General features: G+C 71.1%; 19 protein-coding genes and 1 pseudogene. 8 read left to right on the forward strand and 12 right to left on the reverse strand.

Going from position 1 to position 18,454, the window contains the following annotated elements; translation table 11 throughout:
• From GAK38_RS20740 to GAK38_RS20765, 6 genes and pseudogenes are all read right to left on the reverse strand, one after another.
• Positions 1-1,050: tripartite tricarboxylate transporter permease (locus GAK38_RS20740; protein ID WP_325346838.1), on the reverse strand; the 1,050-nt coding region annotated here is incomplete at its 3' end.
• Positions 1,051-1,069: 19 nt separating this feature from the next.
• On the reverse strand, positions 1,070-1,558 hold the full coding sequence (locus GAK38_RS20745) for a tripartite tricarboxylate transporter TctB family protein (protein ID WP_325346839.1): 489 nt from the start codon (positions 1,556-1,558) through the stop codon (positions 1,070-1,072).
• A gap of 118 nt (positions 1,559-1,676) precedes the next feature.
• Entirely contained in the window at positions 1,677-3,455 is a 1,779-nt protein-coding gene (locus tag GAK38_RS20750) for a GspE/PulE family protein (protein WP_325346840.1), read from the reverse strand.
• A 9-nt stretch (positions 3,456-3,464) separates the two neighbouring features.
• Positions 3,465-4,223: a spermidine synthase gene (locus tag GAK38_RS20755; protein ID WP_325346841.1), complete on the reverse strand. Its 759-nt coding sequence runs from the start codon at positions 4,221-4,223 to the stop codon at positions 3,465-3,467.
• Between the two features lie 15 nt (positions 4,224-4,238).
• Positions 4,239-4,748: pseudogene (locus GAK38_RS20760) on the reverse strand (DNA-deoxyinosine glycosylase).
• Positions 4,745-5,575 (reverse strand): TatD family hydrolase, encoded by an 831-nt coding sequence (locus tag GAK38_RS20765; RefSeq protein WP_325346842.1) that lies wholly within the window; start codon positions 5,573-5,575, stop codon positions 4,745-4,747. The pseudogene GAK38_RS20760 and the gene GAK38_RS20765 overlap by 4 nt, the downstream one beginning before the upstream one ends.
• 170 nt (positions 5,576-5,745) lie before the next feature.
• Between GAK38_RS20765 and GAK38_RS20770 the strand changes: the two genes are divergently transcribed.
• From GAK38_RS20770 to GAK38_RS20790, 5 genes are all read left to right on the forward strand, one after another.
• Positions 5,746-6,666, forward strand: coding sequence for a S1C family serine protease (locus GAK38_RS20770; protein WP_325346843.1), 921 nt, complete (start codon positions 5,746-5,748; stop codon positions 6,664-6,666).
• 29 nt (positions 6,667-6,695) lie between these two features.
• Positions 6,696-7,709, forward strand: a complete 1,014-nt coding sequence (locus GAK38_RS20775; protein ID WP_325346844.1) for an AAA family ATPase — start codon at positions 6,696-6,698, stop codon at positions 7,707-7,709.
• Positions 7,690-8,667, forward strand: coding sequence for a DUF58 domain-containing protein (locus GAK38_RS20780; protein ID WP_325346845.1), 978 nt, complete (start codon positions 7,690-7,692; stop codon positions 8,665-8,667). The genes GAK38_RS20775 and GAK38_RS20780 overlap by 20 nt, the downstream gene beginning before the upstream one ends.
• Before the next feature lie 26 nt (positions 8,668-8,693).
• Positions 8,694-9,749, forward strand: a complete 1,056-nt coding sequence (locus GAK38_RS20785) for a VWA domain-containing protein (protein WP_325346846.1) — start codon at positions 8,694-8,696, stop codon at positions 9,747-9,749.
• A 141-nt stretch (positions 9,750-9,890) separates the two neighbouring features.
• Entirely contained in the window at positions 9,891-10,076 is a 186-nt protein-coding gene (locus GAK38_RS20790; RefSeq protein ID WP_325346847.1) for a hypothetical protein, read from the forward strand.
• An 83-nt stretch (positions 10,077-10,159) separates the two neighbouring features.
• On the opposite strand, the gene GAK38_RS20795 is transcribed toward GAK38_RS20790, so the two are convergent.
• From GAK38_RS20795 to GAK38_RS20820, 6 genes are read right to left on the reverse strand one after another with little or no spacing between them, the layout of a single operon-like run.
• Positions 10,160-11,467, reverse strand: coding sequence for a UDP-N-acetylglucosamine 1-carboxyvinyltransferase (locus GAK38_RS20795; RefSeq protein WP_325346848.1), 1,308 nt, complete (start codon positions 11,465-11,467; stop codon positions 10,160-10,162).
• 22 nt (positions 11,468-11,489) lie between these two features.
• Entirely contained in the window at positions 11,490-12,053 is a 564-nt protein-coding gene (locus GAK38_RS20800; protein WP_325346849.1) for a Uma2 family endonuclease, read from the reverse strand.
• Positions 12,054-12,105: 52 nt separating this feature from the next.
• Complete coding sequence (lolD, locus tag GAK38_RS20805) at positions 12,106-12,795, reverse strand: lipoprotein-releasing ABC transporter ATP-binding protein LolD (RefSeq protein ID WP_325346850.1); 690 nt, start codon at positions 12,793-12,795, stop codon at positions 12,106-12,108.
• On the reverse strand, positions 12,788-14,047 hold the full coding sequence (locus tag GAK38_RS20810; RefSeq protein WP_325346851.1) for a lipoprotein-releasing ABC transporter permease subunit: 1,260 nt from the start codon (positions 14,045-14,047) through the stop codon (positions 12,788-12,790). Before GAK38_RS20810 ends, lolD begins: the two co-directional genes overlap by 8 nt.
• Before the next feature lie 52 nt (positions 14,048-14,099).
• On the reverse strand, positions 14,100-14,438 hold the full coding sequence (locus GAK38_RS20815; RefSeq protein ID WP_325346852.1) for a type II toxin-antitoxin system PemK/MazF family toxin: 339 nt from the start codon (positions 14,436-14,438) through the stop codon (positions 14,100-14,102).
• Positions 14,432-14,680, reverse strand: a complete 249-nt coding sequence (locus GAK38_RS20820) for an AbrB/MazE/SpoVT family DNA-binding domain-containing protein (RefSeq protein WP_325346853.1) — start codon at positions 14,678-14,680, stop codon at positions 14,432-14,434. Before GAK38_RS20820 ends, GAK38_RS20815 begins: the two co-directional genes overlap by 7 nt.
• Positions 14,681-14,753: 73 nt before the next feature.
• Between GAK38_RS20820 and GAK38_RS20825 the strand changes: the two genes are divergently transcribed.
• The 3 genes from GAK38_RS20825 (at position 14,754) to GAK38_RS20835 (ending at position 18,407) form a co-directional block, all read left to right on the forward strand.
• Positions 14,754-15,704: a phosphoglycerate mutase gene (locus GAK38_RS20825; protein ID WP_325346854.1), complete on the forward strand. Its 951-nt coding sequence runs from the start codon at positions 14,754-14,756 to the stop codon at positions 15,702-15,704.
• Positions 15,701-17,476, forward strand: coding sequence for a single-stranded-DNA-specific exonuclease RecJ (gene recJ / locus GAK38_RS20830; protein ID WP_325346855.1), 1,776 nt, complete (start codon positions 15,701-15,703; stop codon positions 17,474-17,476). The genes GAK38_RS20825 and recJ overlap by 4 nt, the downstream gene beginning before the upstream one ends.
• A 61-nt stretch (positions 17,477-17,537) precedes the next feature.
• Positions 17,538-18,407: a 3',5'-nucleoside bisphosphate phosphatase gene (locus GAK38_RS20835; protein ID WP_325346856.1), complete on the forward strand. Its 870-nt coding sequence runs from the start codon at positions 17,538-17,540 to the stop codon at positions 18,405-18,407.
• Positions 18,408-18,454: the final 47 nt, after the last annotated feature.

Consider the following 18,454-nt stretch of genomic DNA (forward strand, 5'->3'; position numbering starts at 1 on the left):
CGCCGCGACCAGCAGCGCGATGCCGGTGAGCGCCCGCGGCGCGGCGCTCATCGGGCGCGCTGGATCCGGTGCTCCAAGAGCGTCCAGACCGGCGTCAGACTGTCGGACAGGGGAGGGAGTTTGCCAATTTCGGACAGGCTCCACGCCGCGGAGGTTGCCCCTGCCGAACGGGACTTCGCCCGGGTGCAGCTTGGTCTTCTTCTCGAGCGTATAGGCCGCGAAGGCCGCCAGCAGCGCGCCGCCGCCGGGGAGGATGCCCAGGGCCGAGCCCAGGGCCGTGCCGCGCAGGACGGCGGGCAGCATGCGCTTGAAGTCTTCCTTGGTCGGGAACAGGCCCTTGACCTTGGCGGTGAACACCTCGCGCTCGTCCTCCGGCTGGGCCAGGTTGGCGATGATTTCGCCGTAGCCGAACACACCCATGGCGATCACGACGAAGTTGATGCCGTCGGTGAGTTCCGGGATGTCGAAGCTGTAGCGGGCCACGCCCGAGTTCACGTCGGTGCCAACCAGGCCGAGCAGCAGGCCCAGCACGATCATGGCGACGGCCTTGAGCCGCGAGCCCGAAGCCAGCACCACGGCGCCGATCAGGCCCAGGATCATCAGCGAGAAGTATGCGGCCGGACCGAACTTGAAGGCGATCTCGGTCAGCGGCGGAGCGAAGGCGGCCAGGATGACGGTGCCCACGCAGCCGGCGAAGAACGAGCCCAGGCCGGCAGCAGCCAGTGCCGGCCCCGCTCGGCCCTTTCGGGCCATCTGGTAGCCGTCGATCACGGTCACCACCGACGAGGACTCGCCCGGCAGGTTCACCAGGATGGCGGTGGTGGAGCCGCCGTACTGCGCGCCGTAGTAGATCCCGGCCAGCATGATGAGCGCCGAGACCGGCGGCAGCGCGTAGGTGGCCGGCAGCAGCATGGCGATGGTGGCCACGGGGCCCACGCCGGGCAGCACGCCGATCAGCGTGCCCAGCAGACAGCCGACGAAGCAGTAGATCAGGTTCTGGAACGTGAACGCGACGCCAAAACCGGTCGAGAGATTTGCAAACAGATCCATGAATGAGTCTCCTGGCGGATCAGCCGGCGATGAAGGTCGGCCACACCGGGAACTGCAGCTTCAGCGCCCAGACGAATGCCACGTAGCTGCCGGCGGCCAGCACGGTCGCGAGGCCCAGCGTCTCCTTGAAGTGGAAACGGTCGCCGGCCAGGCTGGCGATGAAGGTGAGCGCGTAGATCGCCACGATCAGGCCGAAGGCCGGGAAGCCGATGCTCGGCAGGCCGGCCAGCAGCACGCCGAAGACGAGGTTGGCGGCGATGATGAAGAACAGGGGCTTCCAGGCCCACTTGCCGATCTTGTCGCCGCTTTCCGTCTCCACGGTCAGGGCCTGGAAGGTGATGACGGCTCCGATGACGGCCATCACGACGCCGAGCATCAGCGGGAAGTACCCCGGACCCATGCGAGCCCCCGTGCCCACGGTGTAGGTGGTCGCGCCCCAGGCGAACGCGACACCGACGGCCAGGAACATGAGGCCCGAGAAAAAGTCTTTCTGACTCTTGATTTTCACGAAGCTATCTCCAATCGAAATTTGGACTGGCGGATTGTCGGGTCGCCGCCTGTCCTCTTCGATGTGGATTCCACCTATCCGGCGCCCTGGCCGACAGGGGTTTTCCCTCGGAGACCGTTCAATCCAGCGGCGGCGTGGCCGCGATGACCTCTTCGAGCGTGGTCGCGCCCTCGGCCACGCGCAGCGCGCCGGCCAGGCGCAGCGGCCGCATGCCGTCGGCCACGGCCTGGCGGCGCAGCGCGTCGACGCTGGGCGCCTTGTTGACCTGGGCCTTGAAGGCCTCGCTGACCGTCAGCAGTTCGTACAGGCCCATGCGACCGCGAAAACCCGTCATGCGGCAGTCCACGCAGCCCACCGGGCGGTAGGGCCGCCAGCCGTTGATCTTCCAGGGCTTGATGAGCGCGGCCAGTTCCTCGCGGGCCGGGGCGGCCTCGCTTTCGGGCAGCCGCTCGCGGCACTGGCTGCACAGCGTGCGCACCAGCCGCTGGGCCAGCACGCCGAGCACCGTGGCGTTGATGAGGTAGGGCGGCACGCCCAGTTCCATGAGCCGGGTGATGGCGCTGGGCGCGTCGTTGGTGTGCAGGGTGGAGAAGACCAGGTGCCCGGTGAGCGCGGCCTGCACCGCCATGTCGGCCGTCTCCAGGTCGCGGATTTCGCCGACCATGATGATGTCCGGATCCTGCCGCATCAGCGCGCGCAGGCCCTCAGCGAAGCTGAAGTCGAGCTGCGGCTGCACCTGGGTCTGGTTGAACGACGGCTCGATCATTTCGATCGGGTCCTCCACCGTGCTGACGTTGACCTCCTCGGTGGCGATGCGCTTGAGCGTGGAATAGAGCGTGGTCGTCTTGCCCGAGCCGGTCGGCCCGGTCACGAGGATGATGCCGTGCGGCCGGCCGACCAGGCCCTGCCAGCGCTCGGCGTCGTGCGGCATGAAGCCCAGGCCGTCGAGGTCCTTGACCGTGGCGTCGGGGTCGAAGATCCGCATGACCATCTTCTCGCCGAAGGCGGTGGGCAGGGTCGACAGCCGCATTTCGACCTCGTCGCCCCGGGGGTTCCTCGTCTTGATGCGGCCGTCCTGTGGGCGGCGGCGCTCCACCACGTCCATGCGGCCGAGCAGCTTGACCCGCGCGACCATGGCATTGAGCACGCCCATCGGCATCTGGTAGACCGGGTGCAGCACGCCGTCGATGCGGAAGCGGATCACGCCCTGCTCGCGCCGCGGCTCCAGGTGGATGTCGCTGGCGCGCTGGTCGAAGGCGTACTGCCAGAGCCAGTCCACCACCTTGACGACGCCCTGGTCGTTGGCATCGAGCTGGCGGTTGCTCTTGCCCAGCTCCACCAGCTGCTCGAAGCTGCCGGCGCCGGCGCTGCCGCCGGCCTTCTGTGCCGCGCGCACCGACTTGGCCAGCGCGAAGAACTCGGCGGTGTAGCGGCGGATGTCCTGCGGATTGGCGACCACGCGGCGCACGGTGCGGCGCGACTGGCGCTCGACCTCGGCCACCCAGTCGGTCACGAACGGCTCGGCCGTGGCCACGGTCACCTCGGTGGCCGTGACCTGGATGGGCAGCACGCCGTGGCGCTCGGCATAGGTGGCGCTCATGGTGTCGGCCACCTTGCCCACGTCCACCCGCAACGGATCGATGCGCAGATAGGGCAGTTCGGCCCGCTGGGCGACGTACTGGGTCAGGTCCTCCACATCCAGCGGCTTGCCGCCGGACGCGCGGGCGATCGCCACGCTGGCCAGCCGCACCAGCGGATGCTGGGCGCTCTCGGCCTGCGAGCAGCGGGCGATGGTGCGCTGGGCCTCGGCGGCGGCGACCAAGCCATCGGCGCACAGCCAGTCGACGATGCGGCGCCAGTCGAGCGGACCGGCGTGGGCGGCGGGGGCGTTGGACATCGGGATTCCTCAAACTTGCCTGAAGACGCGCGGCCACTTGGACGCCGGCAGGCCCCACCGGGCCTGCACCGCCTCGCCGCGCTCGGCCAGTACGGCGCGCGTCACCCTGGCCGGCGTGCGCTGGGCCAGCACCACGGTGTTGCCCTCGCGCGTGGGCCTGAAGGCCCAGAGGGCGTCGGCGCCGAAGGCGGCGGCGATCTTTTCGACGCTGTGGTCGTAGCTCGACGCGCGGCCGAACAGATTGACCGTCATGCAGCCGTCGTCGGTCAGCAGGGCGCGGCAGTCGGCATAGAAGCTCTCGTCGTCGAGCACCGGCGCGGCGGCCTGGTGGTCGTACAGGTCCACCTGGAGCGCATCGACCGTGCCCCGCCAGCGCGGCTGGCGGATCTCCCTGGCGGCATCGGCCAGCACCACGCTGAGCCGGGCATCGTCCGGCGGCAGCTTGAACCAGTGGCGGCAGACGGTGACCCCCTGCGGGTTCAGCTCGATGGCGGTGGTGCGCATGCGCAGCCGCTTGTGGCAGAACTTGGTGATCGCGGCAGCGCCCAGGCCCAGCTGCATCGCATGGCGCCTGGGCACGCTGGCCGAATCGACGAAGAGCAGCCAGGCCACCATGCGCTGCACGTATTCGAGCTCGATGGCGAACGGATCGTCCAGCCGCATCGAGCCCTGAATCCAGGGCGTGCCCAGGTGCAGGTGGCGGACGTCGCCGTCGTCGGAGAAATCGACATCGGGCAGTACGGGGGTCTGGGTCTTGCGGGTGGTCACGAGAAGGCAGGGAAATCAGATCAGGCCATGCGCCATAAACACCTCGGCCCAGGCGTCGCGCTTGCGCTCGAAGCTCCACGACGCATTGGCCGGGCTGCTCGACGGCAGCCGGTAGACCGGCAGGCCGAGCGTGCGGGAATGGCGGGCGTGGCGAAAGCTCTCGCCGCCGTTGTGGGCGATGGCCTGGAGCTGCGGGCAGCCGCGGGCCAGCGCCGCGAAGTCGTTGACGCGGGCGTTGCGGATGGCGGTGTCGAGGCTGCCCTCGCGCTCGCAGGCGCCGTACACGTCCCACAGGCCCAGGCCGCGCTCGCGCAGCACTGCCAGCCGGTGGGCATAGGCCATGCGCTGCAGGCCCACGTTCTACAGCGCGCCGAGGATGCGCCAGAAATGGTTCTGCGGATGGCCGTAGTACTGCTGCAGTTCCAGCGAGCGCACGCCCGGGAAGCTGCCGAGCACCAGCAGCCGCGTGGCCGGCGAGACGACGGGCGCCAGGCCGGTGAGCCGGGGCGACGCCGGCGCCGTCACAGCAGCGCCTCCAGCCGGGGCAGCGCCGCGACGGCATTGCGCGCCGTCGCCTCGGCGAACGCGTCGGCCGTCAGTCCGCGCAGCCCGGCCAATGCGGCGCCGATGCGCGGCAGCTCGGCCGGCGTGTTGCGGCCCTGCGCCGCGCCGGCCGCGCGCTCGGCGGCGGTGCGGTAGAGCCACTGCGGCGGGATGTCGGGTGAATCGGTCTCGGCGACGATGGCGTCGAGCGGCAGCTCGGCTGCCAGCCGGCGCAGCTGCAGGGCGCGCTCGAAGGTCGCCGCGCCGCCGAAGCCGAGCTTTAGCCCCAGGTCGATGAAAGCTTCGGCCTGCTGCCGGCTGCCGTTGAAGGCATGGGCGATGCCCTGCCACGGCTGGCCGCCGCCGACTTCGCGCAGCGCGCGCAGCAGCCGGTCGGATGATTTCCGCACATGCAGGACCACCGGCAGGTCGAAGCGGCGGGCCAGCCGCAGCTGTGCGCGGTAGATCTCTTCCTGCCTGGCGCCGTCGAGGCCGGGCACGAAATAGTCGAGGCCGATCTCGCCGACGGCGACCAGCCGCGGATCGTCGCGACGGGATGCCAGTTCGCGCTCCAGTGCGTCGATGTCGGCGGCCGTGGCCGCCGGCGTGAAGAGCGGATGGATGCCCAGCGCATAGGCGTCGCCGTGCCGGTGGGCCAGCGCGCGCACCACCGGCCAGCTGCGCGCGTCGATGGACTGGAGCACGCAGAGCGCCACGCCGGCATCGCGCACCGCGGTACGGACGGCATCGCGGTCGGCGTCGAATTCGGGGGCGTCGAGATGGACGTGGGTGTCGATCCAGGCGGGCATGCGCCGATCATGCCGCATGGCGCGCCGCGCACCGTCGGATAACAGGCATGGATACAGTGCGGCGATGCATTCCGTGGTACCGTGAAGTCTCGTCATTGCAGTGCGGCGCATGGCATTCTGGGCGCATTCGCCCGGGGCCGCGGCGCCATCCCTTGCCCCGAGGTGACACGATGCGCAGGCCCGCTCTCTACAGCAGTTCCCGCCGCCGCGGCCCGGCGCCGGTCGCCACCGCTGCGCCACAGACCGAAGCCGCAGGCACGGCAATAGATACCCCCTCCCCTACCAAGCCGCAGCGCGCTGTCACTGTGCGCCACGGACGCATACTCTGGCTAGCCATTGTGTCGCTGACGGTTGCGCTGGGCGCCAGCCTGTGGCTCGCGGCGCGGCCGATCCCGCGGGCGCTGACGCAGGCCGACATCGACGCGGCCGTGCAGCACACGCTGCAGACCAAGTCCCTGCCCTCGCCCATCGCCCGCGCCGCGGCGGCCGTGGGCCCGTCGGTGGTGCGCGTGGTCGGCTACGGCCACGCGACCAGGAAGAGCAGGGAGATGACCGAACGCGGCATCGGCACCGGCGTGGTCATCGTCGACAAGGGTGTGATCCTGACCAACCTGCACGTGGTGCAGGGCGCCGAGCGCATCGTGGTCACGTTTGCCGACGGGCTGGATTCGCCGGCCACCATCACCAGCACCCAGCCCGAGAACGACCTGGCCGTGCTGCAGGCCCACAAGCTGCCGGACGACCTACAGGCCGCCACGCTGCGCTCGACCCAGAACCTGCGCCCGGGCGACCAGGTGGCGGCCATCGGCTTTCCGTTCGGCATCGGGCCGTCGGTGTCGGCCGGCGTCGTCTCCGGGCTCGGGCGCGAGTTCCAGTCGCCGCCAGGCAAGCGCCAGCTGAGCAACCTGATCCAATTCGACGCCGCGGCCAACCCCGGCAATTCCGGCGGGCCGCTGGTCACCATGGACGGCGAGGTGGTCGGCATCGTCACCGCCATCCTCAACCCGACGACCGCGCGCACCTTCCTCGGCATCGGCTTCGCCGTGCCGATCGAGAACGCGGCCGCGGCCGTCGGCATGCCGCCGTTCTGAACCCGTCCACCGCCATCGAAAGGACATCCATGAGTAGCCTGCCCCTGAATGCCGAGAGCCCAGCCACGCCCGCACTGGCCGAGCAGATCCTGTTCGAGGTCAAGCGCGTGGTCGTGGGGCAGGACCGCTTCCTCGAACGCGTGCTCGTGGCCATCCTCGCGGGCGGCCACCTGCTGGTCGAGGGCGTGCCGGGGCTGGCCAAGACGCTCACGATCAAGACGCTGGCCAGGACCATCCAGGGCCACTTCCGGCGCATCCAGTTCACGCCCGACCTGGTCCCTTCGGACCTGGTCGGCACCCGCATCTACAACCAGCGCGACGGCGACTTCTCGACCGTGCTCGGTCCGGTCTTCACCAACCTGCTGCTGGCCGACGAGATCAACCGCGCGCCGGCCAAGGTGCAGAGCGCGCTGCTGGAGGTGATGCAGGAGCGCCAGGTGACCATTGCCGGCGAGACCCACCGCGTGCCCGCGCCCTTCCTCGTGCTGGCCACGCAGAACCCGGTCGAGACCGAAGGCACCTACCCGCTGCCCGAGGCGCAGGTGGACCGCTTCATGCTCAAGGTGCTGGTGGACTACCCGAGCGACGAGGAGGAGTTCGTGATCGCCCAGCGCGCGCTGGAGCCGGCGGTCGAGGTGGCCGCGGTCGCCACCACCGAGCAGCTGGCCGCGCTGCAGGCCGAGGTGCGGCAGGTCTACGTCGACCCGTCGGTGCTGCAGTACGCGGTGCGGCTGGTAGCCGTGACCCGCGCGCCCGACCGCCACGGCCTGAAGGACTTCGCCCGGCTGCTGGCCTACGGCGCGAGCCCGCGCGCCACCATCAACCTGGCCGAAGGCGCCCGCGCGCTCGCGCTGCTGCGCGGCCGCGGCTACGCGCTGCCCGAGGACGTGACCGACATCGCGCCCGACGTGCTGCGCCACCGCGTGGCGCTGTCCTACGAGGCGCTGTCCGAAGGGCTCACGCCCGATGCGCTGGTGGCGCGCATCATGGCCCACGTCCCACCACCCCCTCGCCCGCTTCACCATGGCGAAAAGGCAGCCTGAACCCTCCGCCGTCGCGCCTCTGCACGCCGCCGGGCATGCGCAACGCCTGTTGCGCCGGCTCGAATGGCAGGTGATCCGCAAGCTCGACGGCGTGCTGCAGGGCGACTACCGCACGCTGCTGCGCGGCGCCGGCATTGACCTGGCCGACCTGCGCGAGTACGAGCCGCACGACGACGTGCGCCGCATCGACTGGAACGTGACCGCCCGCACCGCCACGCCGCACGTGCGCGTGTTCACCGAGGACCGCGAGATGGCCGCGTGGTTCGTGCTGGATCTGAGCCCGTCGACCGGCTTCGGCTCGGGCCGGCGCACCAAGCGCGAGGTCTGCACCGAGTTCGTCGGCGTGCTCGCGCGGCTGCTCACGCGCCACGGCAACCGCGTGGGCGCGCTGATCCACGACGGCGTGGACGGCGAGGGCTCCGGCATCGACGCCCGCGTGCCAGCGCGCAGCGGCCGCCCCCACGTGCTGCACCTGCTGCACACAGTGCTGCACCGGCCGGCCGCGCGCGGCCGCTCGGCCACGCGGCTGGCGGCGCTGCTGCGGGGCGCGGGCGCGTCGATCGCGCGGCGCTCGACCGTGTTCGTCGTCTCCGACTTCCTGAGCGACCCCGGCTGGGACCGGCCGCTGGGCATGCTGGCCCGCCGCCACGACGTGGTGGCCGTGCGCCTGTACGACCCGCTGGAGCTGGACCTGCCCGACCTGGGCCTGGTCACCCTGCGCGATGCCGAGACCGGCGAGCACATGCTGGTCGACACCCACGACCGGGGCTTTCGCCGCCGCTTCGCCGCCGCGGCCGCCGCGCGCGAGGCGGCGCTGCGCGAGGGCCTGGCGCGCGCCGGCGTGGACACGCTCGAACTCTGCACCGACGACGACCTGGGCGAGACGCTGCTGCGCTTCGCCGACCTGCGCCGCCACCGCGTGCGCCCCGGCCAGACGGCGCAGCTGGCCGCCGCCTGACGGATGCACGCTTCAGGAGCCGCCCCATGACCTTCCTCTGGCCCGAATTCCTCTGGCTGCTGCTCGCCCTGCCCCTGCTGATCGCCCTCTACGTGCTGCTGCTGTTGCGCCGGCGCAGGCTGGCCGTGCGCTACGCCAGCCTGTCGATCGTGCGCGAGGCGGCGGGCTTCGGCCACGCCTGGCGTCGCCACGTGCCGCCGGTGCTGTTTCTGCTCGCGCTGGCGGCCATGCTGGTGGCCGCGGCCCGGCCGCTGGCCACGCTGGCGCTGCCGTCGCAGCGGCAAACCATCATCCTGGCGATCGACGTGTCGGGCAGCATGCGCGCGGCCGACGTCAAGCCCAACCGCCTCGCGGCCGCGCAGCAGGCCGCCAAGGCCTTCATCAAGGACCTGCCGCGTCATGTGCGCGTGGGAGTGGTGGCCTTCGCCGGCAGCGCGCAGCTCGCCCAGCTGCCGACCCAAAACCACGACGACCTGTTCAGCGCGATCGACAGCTTCCAGCTCCAGCGCGGCACCGCGACCGGCAACGGCATCATGCTGTCGCTGGCGGCGCTCTTTCCGGACGCCGGCATCGACATCGCCTCGCTGGGTCAGCCCACCGCCGGCTTTCCGCGCGCCCAGCCGATCGACCGCGTCACCGCCGAGGACCCGGCCCGCGGCATCAAGCCGGCGCCGGTGCCGCCGGGCTCCTACACCTCGGCCGCGATCATCATGCTGACCGACGGCCAGCGCACCACCGGCGTGGACCCGATCGAGGCGGCCCAGGTCGCCGCCGACCGCGGCGTGCGCGTCTACACCGTGGGCGTGGGCACGGTCGACGGCGAGACCATCGGCTTCGAGGGCTGGTCGATGCGCGTGCGGCTCGACGAGGACACGCTCAAGACCGTGGCCACCCGCACCGCCGCCGAGTACTTCTACGCCGGCACGGCGGCCGACCTGCACAAGGTCTATGAGACGCTGAGTTCGCGCCTCACGGTCGAGAAGAAGGAGACCGAGGTCGCCAGCCTGTTCGCGTTGCTGGCGGCCGGGCTGGCGCTGCTGTCGGCGCTGCTGTCCCTCTGGTGGTTCAACCGGATCGCGTGACGAAATTCGGAGGCCGCGTTTTGCGCGGCGCGGTCCGGTTCCTCGAATTTTTTCGATGAACCACGACAGGAGCCCGCATGAGCCGCCGCCGTCCCACGGCGCCATCGACACCCGTTTCGGCCCCGCCTGCGCATCCGCCGCGTGGCCGGCCGCATCGGCGGCGAAGTGCTGGACCTGCGCCTCTCAGACGCCCTCGACGGCGAGACCGTCGCCCGGCTCAGGCAGGCATTGCTGCGTTACAAGGGCTTTTCTTCCACGGCCAGGCGCAGCTGGACGACGCGGAACACCAGGCCTTCGGCGCGCCGCTCGGCGAGCTGGATGCGCTGATCGCGGCGACCGCCTGAACATATACTCCCCTGGTCACCACCTCACAGCGTACGTATTCCGTGCGCTGCATGTACATACTCCCATCATACGTCTTCCGCCGTCCACTCCACCTCGGCGCCGAGGCTGCGCAGGTTCTCGATGAAGCCCGGGTGGGCGCGGCGGATCGGCCCGGCGTTGCAGATGACCGAGCGGCCCTCGATGCTCGACGCCACCATCAGCAGCGCGATCGCCACGCGGATGATGTAGGGGCTCTCGACCGTGGCCGGCACCAGCGGCCGCCCGCCGAAGGTGATGAGCCGGTGCGGGTCCGACTGGAACACATGGGCGCCGAACTTCGACAGCTCGCCGGCCCAGCCCAGCGCGCCGTCGTAGACCTTGTTCCAGAACAGCGCGCTGCCCTGCGACCGCACGCCGAGGGCGATGAAGATCGGCAGCAGGTCGGCCGGGAAATAAGGCCACGGCGCGGCCTCCACCTTGGTCAGCGTGTTGGCGGTGAAGGGCTGCTGCACCGCCAGCGGGCCGCTGTGGCGCGTGGTGCTCCAGCCGTCCTCGTGCGCCACCTCGACGCCGAACTTGGCGAAGGTGCGGTCGATCAGCGGGAACTGCGCGACCGCGCTGTTCCTGACCTGCACGTCGCCGCCGGTGATGGCGCCGAGCGCGAGAAAGGTCGTGATCTCGTGGAAGTCCTCCTCGAAGCGGAACTCCTCCACCTCGCGGTAGGTCGTGCCGCCGTGCACCGTCACGCGCGAGGTGCCGGCCCCGTCGATGAGCACGCCCAGGCGCTGCATGAAGCGGCAGAATTCCTGCACGTGCGGCTCCGACGCCGCATTGGTCAGCGTGGAGCTGCCGGCGGCGCCCGCGCCGGCCAGGACGAAGTTCTCGGTCGTCGTGACCGAGGCGTAGTCGAGCCAGTGGTCGTTGGCATGCAGCGATTCGCCGCGGCGGATGACCAGCGAGCCGTCGCCGCGCTCCACCGTGCAGCCGAAGCGCCGGAAGACTTCGACGTGCGGGTCGATCTCGCGCACGCCGAGGGTGCAGCCCTTGACGTCGTCCTCCAGCCGCGCCACGCCGAAGCGCGCCAGCAGCGGCGGCACCAGCATGATGGAAGAGCGCATTTCCTCGGGCAGCCGGTGCACCGCAGGGTCGAAGCGCGTGGCCGCGTGGTGCAGGAACAGCGTGCCGGCCGCATAGTCGACCTGCACCGTGCTGCCCAGCTCCAGGAAGATCGCGAGGATCTTGCGCACGTCGGTGATGTCCGGCACGTTGGACAGGCGGATCGGCTGGTCCGACAGCAGCGTGGCGCAGAGCACCGGCAGCACCGCGTTCTTGTTGGCCGAGGGTTCGATGCGGCCGCGCAGGGGGCGGCCGCCATGGACGATGAGGTGGGACATGGAGGACGGGAAAGGAAAGGGGTCAGGCCGCCGGCGACTCGATGCCGTCGAACAGCTCGGCCAGCGGCAGCGTGCCGTCGATGGACACGAGCTGCAGCGCGTTGGCGTCGGTCTGGTCGTGCAGTTCGAAGATGCCGCGCTCGTTGCGGCGGAAGACCTCGACCGCCCGGCTGTCGGGATCGACCAGCAGGTATTCGCGCAAGCTTGGCAGGCGGCGGTAGAGGCTGAACTTGAGGCCGCGGTCACAGGCCACGGCGGATTCGGACAGCACCTCGGCGACCACGGTCGGGGCGCGGAAGATCATGTCGGTGCGCAGGTCGTCCGCATCGCAGGTCACGAACACGTCGGGGTAGAAGATCGCATCGTCGGCCACCTGGCGCTTGAGGCTTTCGGTGAAGACGGCGCAGCGCGAGCCCTTGAGGTGCAGCTTGAGCGCCACCGCGAGGTTGAGCGACACCGTGCCATGGCTGCGCCGCACGCCGACCATGGCGGATACATCGCCCCGGTAGAACTCGTGGCGTTCGGCCTGGGCGTTCTCCCAGTCGATGAAGTCGTGCAGCGACAGCCGCGTCTGCGTGAGCGCCATGGCCTTTGCTCCTTGCGATCGATCCAGCCTGCAGAGTCGCCAATGGTAGCCGTCAGGCCGCGGCGATGCGCCCGGCCACGATGCGCAGCACCCGGTCGCAGCGCGCGGCCAGCGTGTCGTCGTGCGTGACCACCACGAAGGCCGTGCCCTGCTCGCGCGCCAGTTCCAGCATCAGCGCAAAGACCTGGTCGGCCGTGCCGCGGTCGAGGTTGCCGGTGGGCTCATCGGCCAGCACGCAGGCCGGCCGGGTCACGAGCGCACGGGCGATGGCCACGCGCTGGCGCTCGCCGCCCGAGAGTTCGGCCGGCCGGTGCTGCACCCGCTCGGCCAAGCCAACGGCGGCAAGGATCTTCTGCGCGGCCGCGCGCGCCTGCTCCGCCGGCTCGCGGCGGATGAACAGCGGCATGGCCACGTTGTCGAGCGCGCTGAACTCGGGCAGCAGGTGGTGGAATTGGTAGACGAAGCCCAGGTGCCGGTTGCGCAGCCGGCCCTGGGCGGCCGCGTCGAGCGTGCCGAGCGCCTGGCCGGCCAGCGTGACCGTGCCGGCCGTGGGCGCGTCGAGCCCGCCCAGCAGATGCAGCAGCGTGCTCTTGCCCGAACCCGACGCGCCGACGATGGCCAGGGTCTGGCCGGCAGGGATGTCGAGGTCCACGCCGTGCAGCACTGTCAGGTCGATGCGGCCCTCGTGGAAGCGCTTGGTCAGCCCGCGCGCAAAGAGGACGACAGGAGTCGGCTCACTCATAGCGCAGCGCCTCCGCCGGATTCACGCGGCTGGCGCGCCAGCTCGGGTACAGCGTGGCGAGGAAGGCCAGCACCAGCGAAATGACACCGATCGGCACGATGTCGCTCCGCTGCGGATCGCTGGGCATGCGGCTGATGAGGTAGATGTCCTTGGGCAGGAAGCTCGCGTGGAACAGCCGCTCCAGCGCCGGCACGATCACGTCGATGTTGAATGCCACGAGCAGCCCCAGCGCCAGGCCAGCGACGGTGCCGATCACGCCGACCATCGCACCCTGCACGACGAAGATGCCCATGATGCTGCCGGGGCTCGCGCCCAGCGTGCGCAGGATGGCGATGTCGGCACGCTTGTCGGTCACCGTCATCACGAGCGTGGAGACGAGGTTGAACGCGGCCACGGCCACGATCAGCGTGAGGATGATGAACATCATGCGTTTTTCGACCTGCACCGCGGCGAACCAGGTCTTGTTCTGCTTGGTCCAGTCGCGGATGTAGACCGGATCGCTCAGCGTGCCGGCGAGCTGCTGCGTGACCTCGGGCGCGCGGTGCAGGTCGCGCAGCTTGAGCCGCACGCCGCTCGGGCCTTCGAGGCGGAACAGGCGCGCCGCGTCGTCCACATGCATCAGCACCAGCGTGGAGTCGTATTCGTAGTGGCCGGATTCGAAGGTGCCGGCCACGGTCATCTGCTTGAGGCGCGGCACCACGCCGGCCGGCGTGACCTGCCCGCCGGGCGCCACGAGCGTCACCTGGTCGCCCACGCGCGCGCCGAGCGCCTTGGCCAGCTCGCCGCCCAGCACCACCTTGAATTCGCCGGGCGCCAGCTGCGCGAGGCCGCCGCCCTGCAGCTGCTCGGCGGCCAGGTCGGTCACCTCGGGCTCGCGGGCCGGGTCGATGCCGCGCACGATGGCGCCCTTCATGTCCTCGCCGCGGCCGATCAGCGCCTGCGTGGCGATGAAGGGCGCCCCCCCCACCACCTCGGGGTTGCGCCTGGCCTCGGCGATGGTGCGGTTGACGTCCGGCAGCGCCTGGCCGTCGGCCGCGTAAATCTCGATGTGCGAGACCACCGACAGCATGCGGTCGCGCACTTCTTTCTGGAAGCCGTTCATGACCGACAGCACGATGATCAGCGCAGCCACCCCGAGCGCGATGCCCAGCATGGACACGCCCGAGATGAAGGAAATGAAGCCGTTGCGCCGCGTCGCGCGGCCCGCGCGCGTGTAGCGCCAGCCCAGGGCGAGTTCATAGGGAATCTGCATCGGGCGAGATTGTGGCACCGGCCGCGACGCCGCCGTGAAGGACGGGGCGCCGTCAGCGGGCGAAGACCTCCTGCAGGGTCGCAAGCGTGCGGTCCAGCGTCCTGGCGGAAACGGCGCCCAGCCGCCGGGCCAGGCGGATGCGGTCGACGGTACGCAGTTGGTCCAGCACGATCAGGCCGCGCGTGCCGGCATGCGTGACCGGAATGCGGAAGGGCGCGGCGAAGCCCTTGGACGTCATCGGCGCGACGATCACCGTGCGCAGATGCGCGTTGAGTTCGTCCGGCGAGATGACGACGCAGGGGCGGGATTTCTGGACCTCGCTGCCGACGGTCGGATCGAGGTTGGCCAGCCAGACTTCGCCCCGCCGTGCGGCGGCAGCCGGGGTCACCATGCGAGATCCGCGTCCGCCTCGTTGGGGAATTCGCCGAGCAGAAGGTCTTTCTGTTCGGCAGCAGCCACTTCGCTCGCCGCAGCGGCCCACCCTTCGCGCACGGCCGCCGCCGGCCGGCGAAGGACGATGGCACCGTCTTCGACCGTCATCTCGGCGCTCTCGCCCAGCCCCGCCTCGGCCAGCAGGGGCTTGGGGATGACGACCCCCTTGCTGTTGCCGATTTCGCGAATGACGACCTGCATGCCAGACTCCTTGTAGTGGCAACAATGTTATTACATCCGAACCAACGGGTCAATCCGGCGACAATACTCCTCCATGCCAGACACCTTCCATCTGCTCGTGCCCTATGCAGCGTCCAGTGCCCTGCCTGCACAGCAGGCCCTGCAGGGCCTCGCCCTGCCCCACCTTTCGAAGCTGCTCGCCCGGCTGCAGGCCGAGGCACCCGACGAAGGCGACGAATTCACCCTGACCCCACCCCACGAACGCGCCCTGGCCCGCGCGCTCGGCCTGCCGCACGCGGACGGCCTGGTGCCCTGGGCCGCCTGGGAGCGGCTGCGCGCCGGCCAGGCGCCCGACGGGCAGGCCTGGGCCTTCGTGGCGCCGGCGCCGTGGCACGTGGGCACCGGCCAGGTCACGCTGGGCGAACCGGCCGCGCTGCAGCTCGATGAGGCCGCATCGCGCGATCTGCTGGCCATCGTCGCACCCTTCTTCGCCGAGGACGGCATCGCGCTGGTCTACGAACGGCCCACGCGCTGGCTGGCCCGCGGCGAGCCGCTGCGCGGCCTGCCCACCGCCTCGCCCGACCGGGTGACCGGCCGCAGCATCGACATCTGGCAGCCCGCCGTGCCGCAGACCCGCCCCCTGCGACGGCTGCAAAGCGAGATCCAGATGCTGCTGTACACCCATGCGTTCAACGAGGCCCGCGAGGCCGCGCGGCTGCCGCAGGTCAACGGCTTCTGGCTCCACGGCGCCGGCGCGCTGGACGACGCACCGGCCGGCGAGCAGCCGACGGTCGCCCCTGCGCTGCGCGAAGCCGCGCTGCGCGAGGACTGGTCCGCCTGGAGCCGCGCCTGGCAGGCGCTCGACGCTGCCGAGGTGGCCGACGCCCTGGCCCGCGCCGGGCGCGGAGAGCCGGTGCGCATCACGCTCTGCGGCGAACGCCGGGCCCAGTCCTTCGCCGGCGGTGCAGCGCACCCGTTCGGCCAACGGTTGCGCGGCCTGTTCACCAGCCCGGCGCCGGCCCGCAGCGTGCTCGAACACCTATGAAGATCATCGCCCGCGACATCCCCCCCCGCGCCGCCTGGGCGCTGGAGCAGGCCGGCGTGCATCCGCTGCTCGCGCGCCTGTTCGCCGCCCGCGGCGTGACCAGCCATGAAGAACTCGACGACGGCCTGGCCCGCCTGCTGCCGCCCGACGGCCTGCGCGGCACGCGCGAGGCCGCCGTGCTGCTGGCCGACGCGATTGCCGCAGACAAGCGCATCTGCGTGGTGGCCGACTACGACTGCGATGGCGCCACCGCCTGCGCCGTGGCCGTGCGCGGCCTGCGCCTGCTGGGCGCGCGCCACGTCGACTACCTGGTGCCCGACCGCGTGGTCGACGGCTACGGCCTCACGCCGGCCATCGCCGAACGCGTGGCCGCCCGCGGCGCCGACCTGCTGCTGACGGTGGACAACGGCATCGCCAGCGTGGCCGGCGTGGCCGCCGCGCGCGCGCTGGGCCTGTCGGTGCTGGTGACCGACCACCACCTGCCCGGCGACGCGCTGCCCGAGGCCGACGTGCTGGTCAACCCGAACCATCCGGACTGCACCTTCCCGAGCAAGTCGCTCGCCGGCGTCGGCGTGATGTTCTACGTGCTGCTGGCGCTGCGGGCCGAGCTGCGGCGGCGCGGCACGTTCTGCGAGCTGCGGCTGCAAGGCCGGGATGAGGCCGCCGCAGGAACGGCTCCGCCCCAACCCAAGCTCGACAGCCTGCTGCCGCTGGTCGCGCTCGGCACCGTGGCCGACGTGGTCCGGCTCGATGCCAACAACCGCCGCCTGGTCGCCCAGGGCCTCAAGCGCATCCGCGAAGGCCGCATGCCCGCCGGCATGGCCGCGCTGTTCGCCGCCGCGAGCCGCAAGGCGCCCGTAGCGACCACGTTCGACTTCGGCTTCGCGCTGGGCCCGCGCATCAACGCGGCCGGCCGGCTGGCCGACATGACGCTGGGCATCGAATGCCTGCTGACCGACGACCCGGCGCGCGCCGACGAACTGGCCCGCCTGCTCGACGCCATCAACCGCGAGCGCCGCGAGATCGAGGGCGGCATGCGCGAGCAGGCGCTGCTGCTGGCCGAGGACCTGTTCGGCGAGGGCGAGACGCCGCCCGCGGCCGTCAGCGTGTTCGACCCGGACTTCCACGAGGGTGTGGTCGGCATCGTCGCCTCGCGGCTGAAGGACCGGCTGCACCGGCCGACCTTCGTGTTCGCCCGCAGCGCGGCGCCGGGCAAGGAGCACGAGATCAAGGGCTCGGGCCGCTCGATCCCGGGCTTCCACCTGCGCGACGCGCTCGACCTCGTGGCCAAGCGGCATCCGGGCGTGATCCTCAAGTTCGGCGGCCATGCAATGGCCGCGGGCGCGACGGTGGCCGAGGAACACTTCGCGACCTTCGGGCGAGCCTTCGCCCGGGTCGCGCAGGAAGGGCTGGACGCGGCGGCGCTGACGCGGCGCATCGAGACCGACGGGCCGCTCGCACCCGAATACCGCCGGCCGGACCTGGTCGACGCGCTGCACCGCGAGGTCTGGGGCCAGGGCTTCGCGCCGCCCACGTTCAGCGAAGAGGTGGAAGTCCTCTCGCAGCGCCTGGTCGGCGAGGGCCAGCGCCACCTGGCGCTCAAGCTGCGCCACCAGGGCGAACCGGTCGATGCCATCTGGTTCGGCCACACCGAGCAGCTGCCGGCGCGGGTGACGCTGGCTTTCCGGCTCGACGCCGACGAGTGGCGCGGCGAGCGCAAGGTGAAGTTCCTGGTCGAGGGCGTCGAGCCCTGGACGGATACTCCCCGCTGACCACCCTGCCCTGCCGCCGGCCCCGCGGGCACACCCGCGTGCCATCGCCTAGAATCCCGCTGTGGCCCCTTCCGAAGTTCCCAACGCCGACCTGCACTGCCACTCGACCGTGTCGGACGGCACCCTCGCGCCCGAGGCGCTGGCAGCCCGCGCCCGCGCCAACGGCGTGCAGCTCTGGGCCCTGACCGACCACGACGAGGTCGGCGGCCTACACCGGGCGGCCGCTGCGGCGGCCCGGGAGGGCCTGGACTTCCTGACCGGGGTGGAAATCTCGGTCACTTTCGCCGGCGAGACGGTGCACATCGTCGGCCTGGGCTTCGATGCGGACGATGCAGGCATCGTGGACGGCCTGCGCGCGACGCGCGGCGGCCGCGGCCGGCGGGCGCAGGAGATGTCCGACGGGCTCGCCCGGGCTGGCATCCGCGGCGCCTACGAAGGCGCGCTGAAGTTCGTGGGCAACCCGGAACTGATCTCGCGCACCCATTTCGCCCGCTTCCTGGTCGAGACCGGCGTCTGCCGCGACACGCCCGAGGTCTTCCGCAAGTACCTCACCGAAGGCAGGCCCGGCTACGTGCCGCACCGCTGGGCCGCGCTGGGCGACGCGGTGCGATGGATCACCGGGGCCGGCGGCGTGGCGGTGATCGCCCACCCGGGGCGCTACCGCTTCAGCCCGACCGAGGAATACGCCCTGTGCACCGAATTCAAGACCCACGGCGGCCGCGGCGTCGAGGTCGTGACCGGCAGCCACACCCCGTCGGAATACGGCAAGTATGCCGACATGGCCCTCGAGTTCGATCTGGCCGCCTCGCGCGGCAGCGACTTCCACAGTCCCGAGGAAAGCCGCATCGACCTTGGCAAACTCCCTCCCCTGTCCGACAGTCTGACGCCGGTCTGGACGCTCTTGGAGCACCGGATCCAGCGCGCCCGATGAGCGCCGCGCCGCGGGCGCTCACCGGCATCGCGCTGCTGGTCGCGGCG

Source organism: Xylophilus sp., assembly GCA_009914555.1.
Classification (GTDB): domain Bacteria; phylum Pseudomonadota; class Gammaproteobacteria; order Burkholderiales; family Burkholderiaceae_C; genus WNDY01.

Bases quoted from the DNA above. Each gene is read 5' to 3' on its own strand.
- GAK38_RS20825 (WP_325346854.1), top strand. From the start codon at position 14,754: ATGCCAGACACCTTCCATCTGCTCGTGCCCTATGCAGCGTCCAGTGCC.
- GAK38_RS20820 (WP_325346853.1), bottom strand. From the start codon at position 14,680: ATGCAGGTCGTCATTCGCGAAATCGGCAACAGCAAGGGGGTCGTCATC.
- GAK38_RS20810 (WP_325346851.1), bottom strand. From the start codon at position 14,047: ATGCAGATTCCCTATGAACTCGCCCTGGGCTGGCGCTACACGCGCGCG.
- GAK38_RS20785 (WP_325346846.1), top strand. From the start codon at position 8,694: ATGACCTTCCTCTGGCCCGAATTCCTCTGGCTGCTGCTCGCCCTGCCC.
- GAK38_RS20800 (WP_325346849.1), bottom strand. From the start codon at position 12,053: ATGGCGCTCACGCAGACGCGGCTGTCGCTGCACGACTTCATCGACTGG.
- GAK38_RS20795 (WP_325346848.1), bottom strand. From the start codon at position 11,467: ATGTCCCACCTCATCGTCCATGGCGGCCGCCCCCTGCGCGGCCGCATC.
- GAK38_RS20765 (WP_325346842.1), bottom strand. From the start codon at position 5,575: ATGCCCGCCTGGATCGACACCCACGTCCATCTCGACGCCCCCGAATTC.
- GAK38_RS20775 (WP_325346844.1), top strand. From the start codon at position 6,696: ATGAGTAGCCTGCCCCTGAATGCCGAGAGCCCAGCCACGCCCGCACTG.
- GAK38_RS20780 (WP_325346845.1), top strand. From the start codon at position 7,690: ATGGCGAAAAGGCAGCCTGAACCCTCCGCCGTCGCGCCTCTGCACGCC.
- recJ (WP_325346855.1), top strand. From the start codon at position 15,701: ATGAAGATCATCGCCCGCGACATCCCCCCCCGCGCCGCCTGGGCGCTG.
- lolD (WP_325346850.1), bottom strand. From the start codon at position 12,795: ATGAGTGAGCCGACTCCTGTCGTCCTCTTTGCGCGCGGGCTGACCAAG.
- GAK38_RS20815 (WP_325346852.1), bottom strand. From the start codon at position 14,438: ATGGTGACCCCGGCTGCCGCCGCACGGCGGGGCGAAGTCTGGCTGGCC.
- GAK38_RS20750 (WP_325346840.1), bottom strand. From the start codon at position 3,455: ATGTCCAACGCCCCCGCCGCCCACGCCGGTCCGCTCGACTGGCGCCGC.
- GAK38_RS20770 (WP_325346843.1), top strand. From the start codon at position 5,746: ATGCGCAGGCCCGCTCTCTACAGCAGTTCCCGCCGCCGCGGCCCGGCG.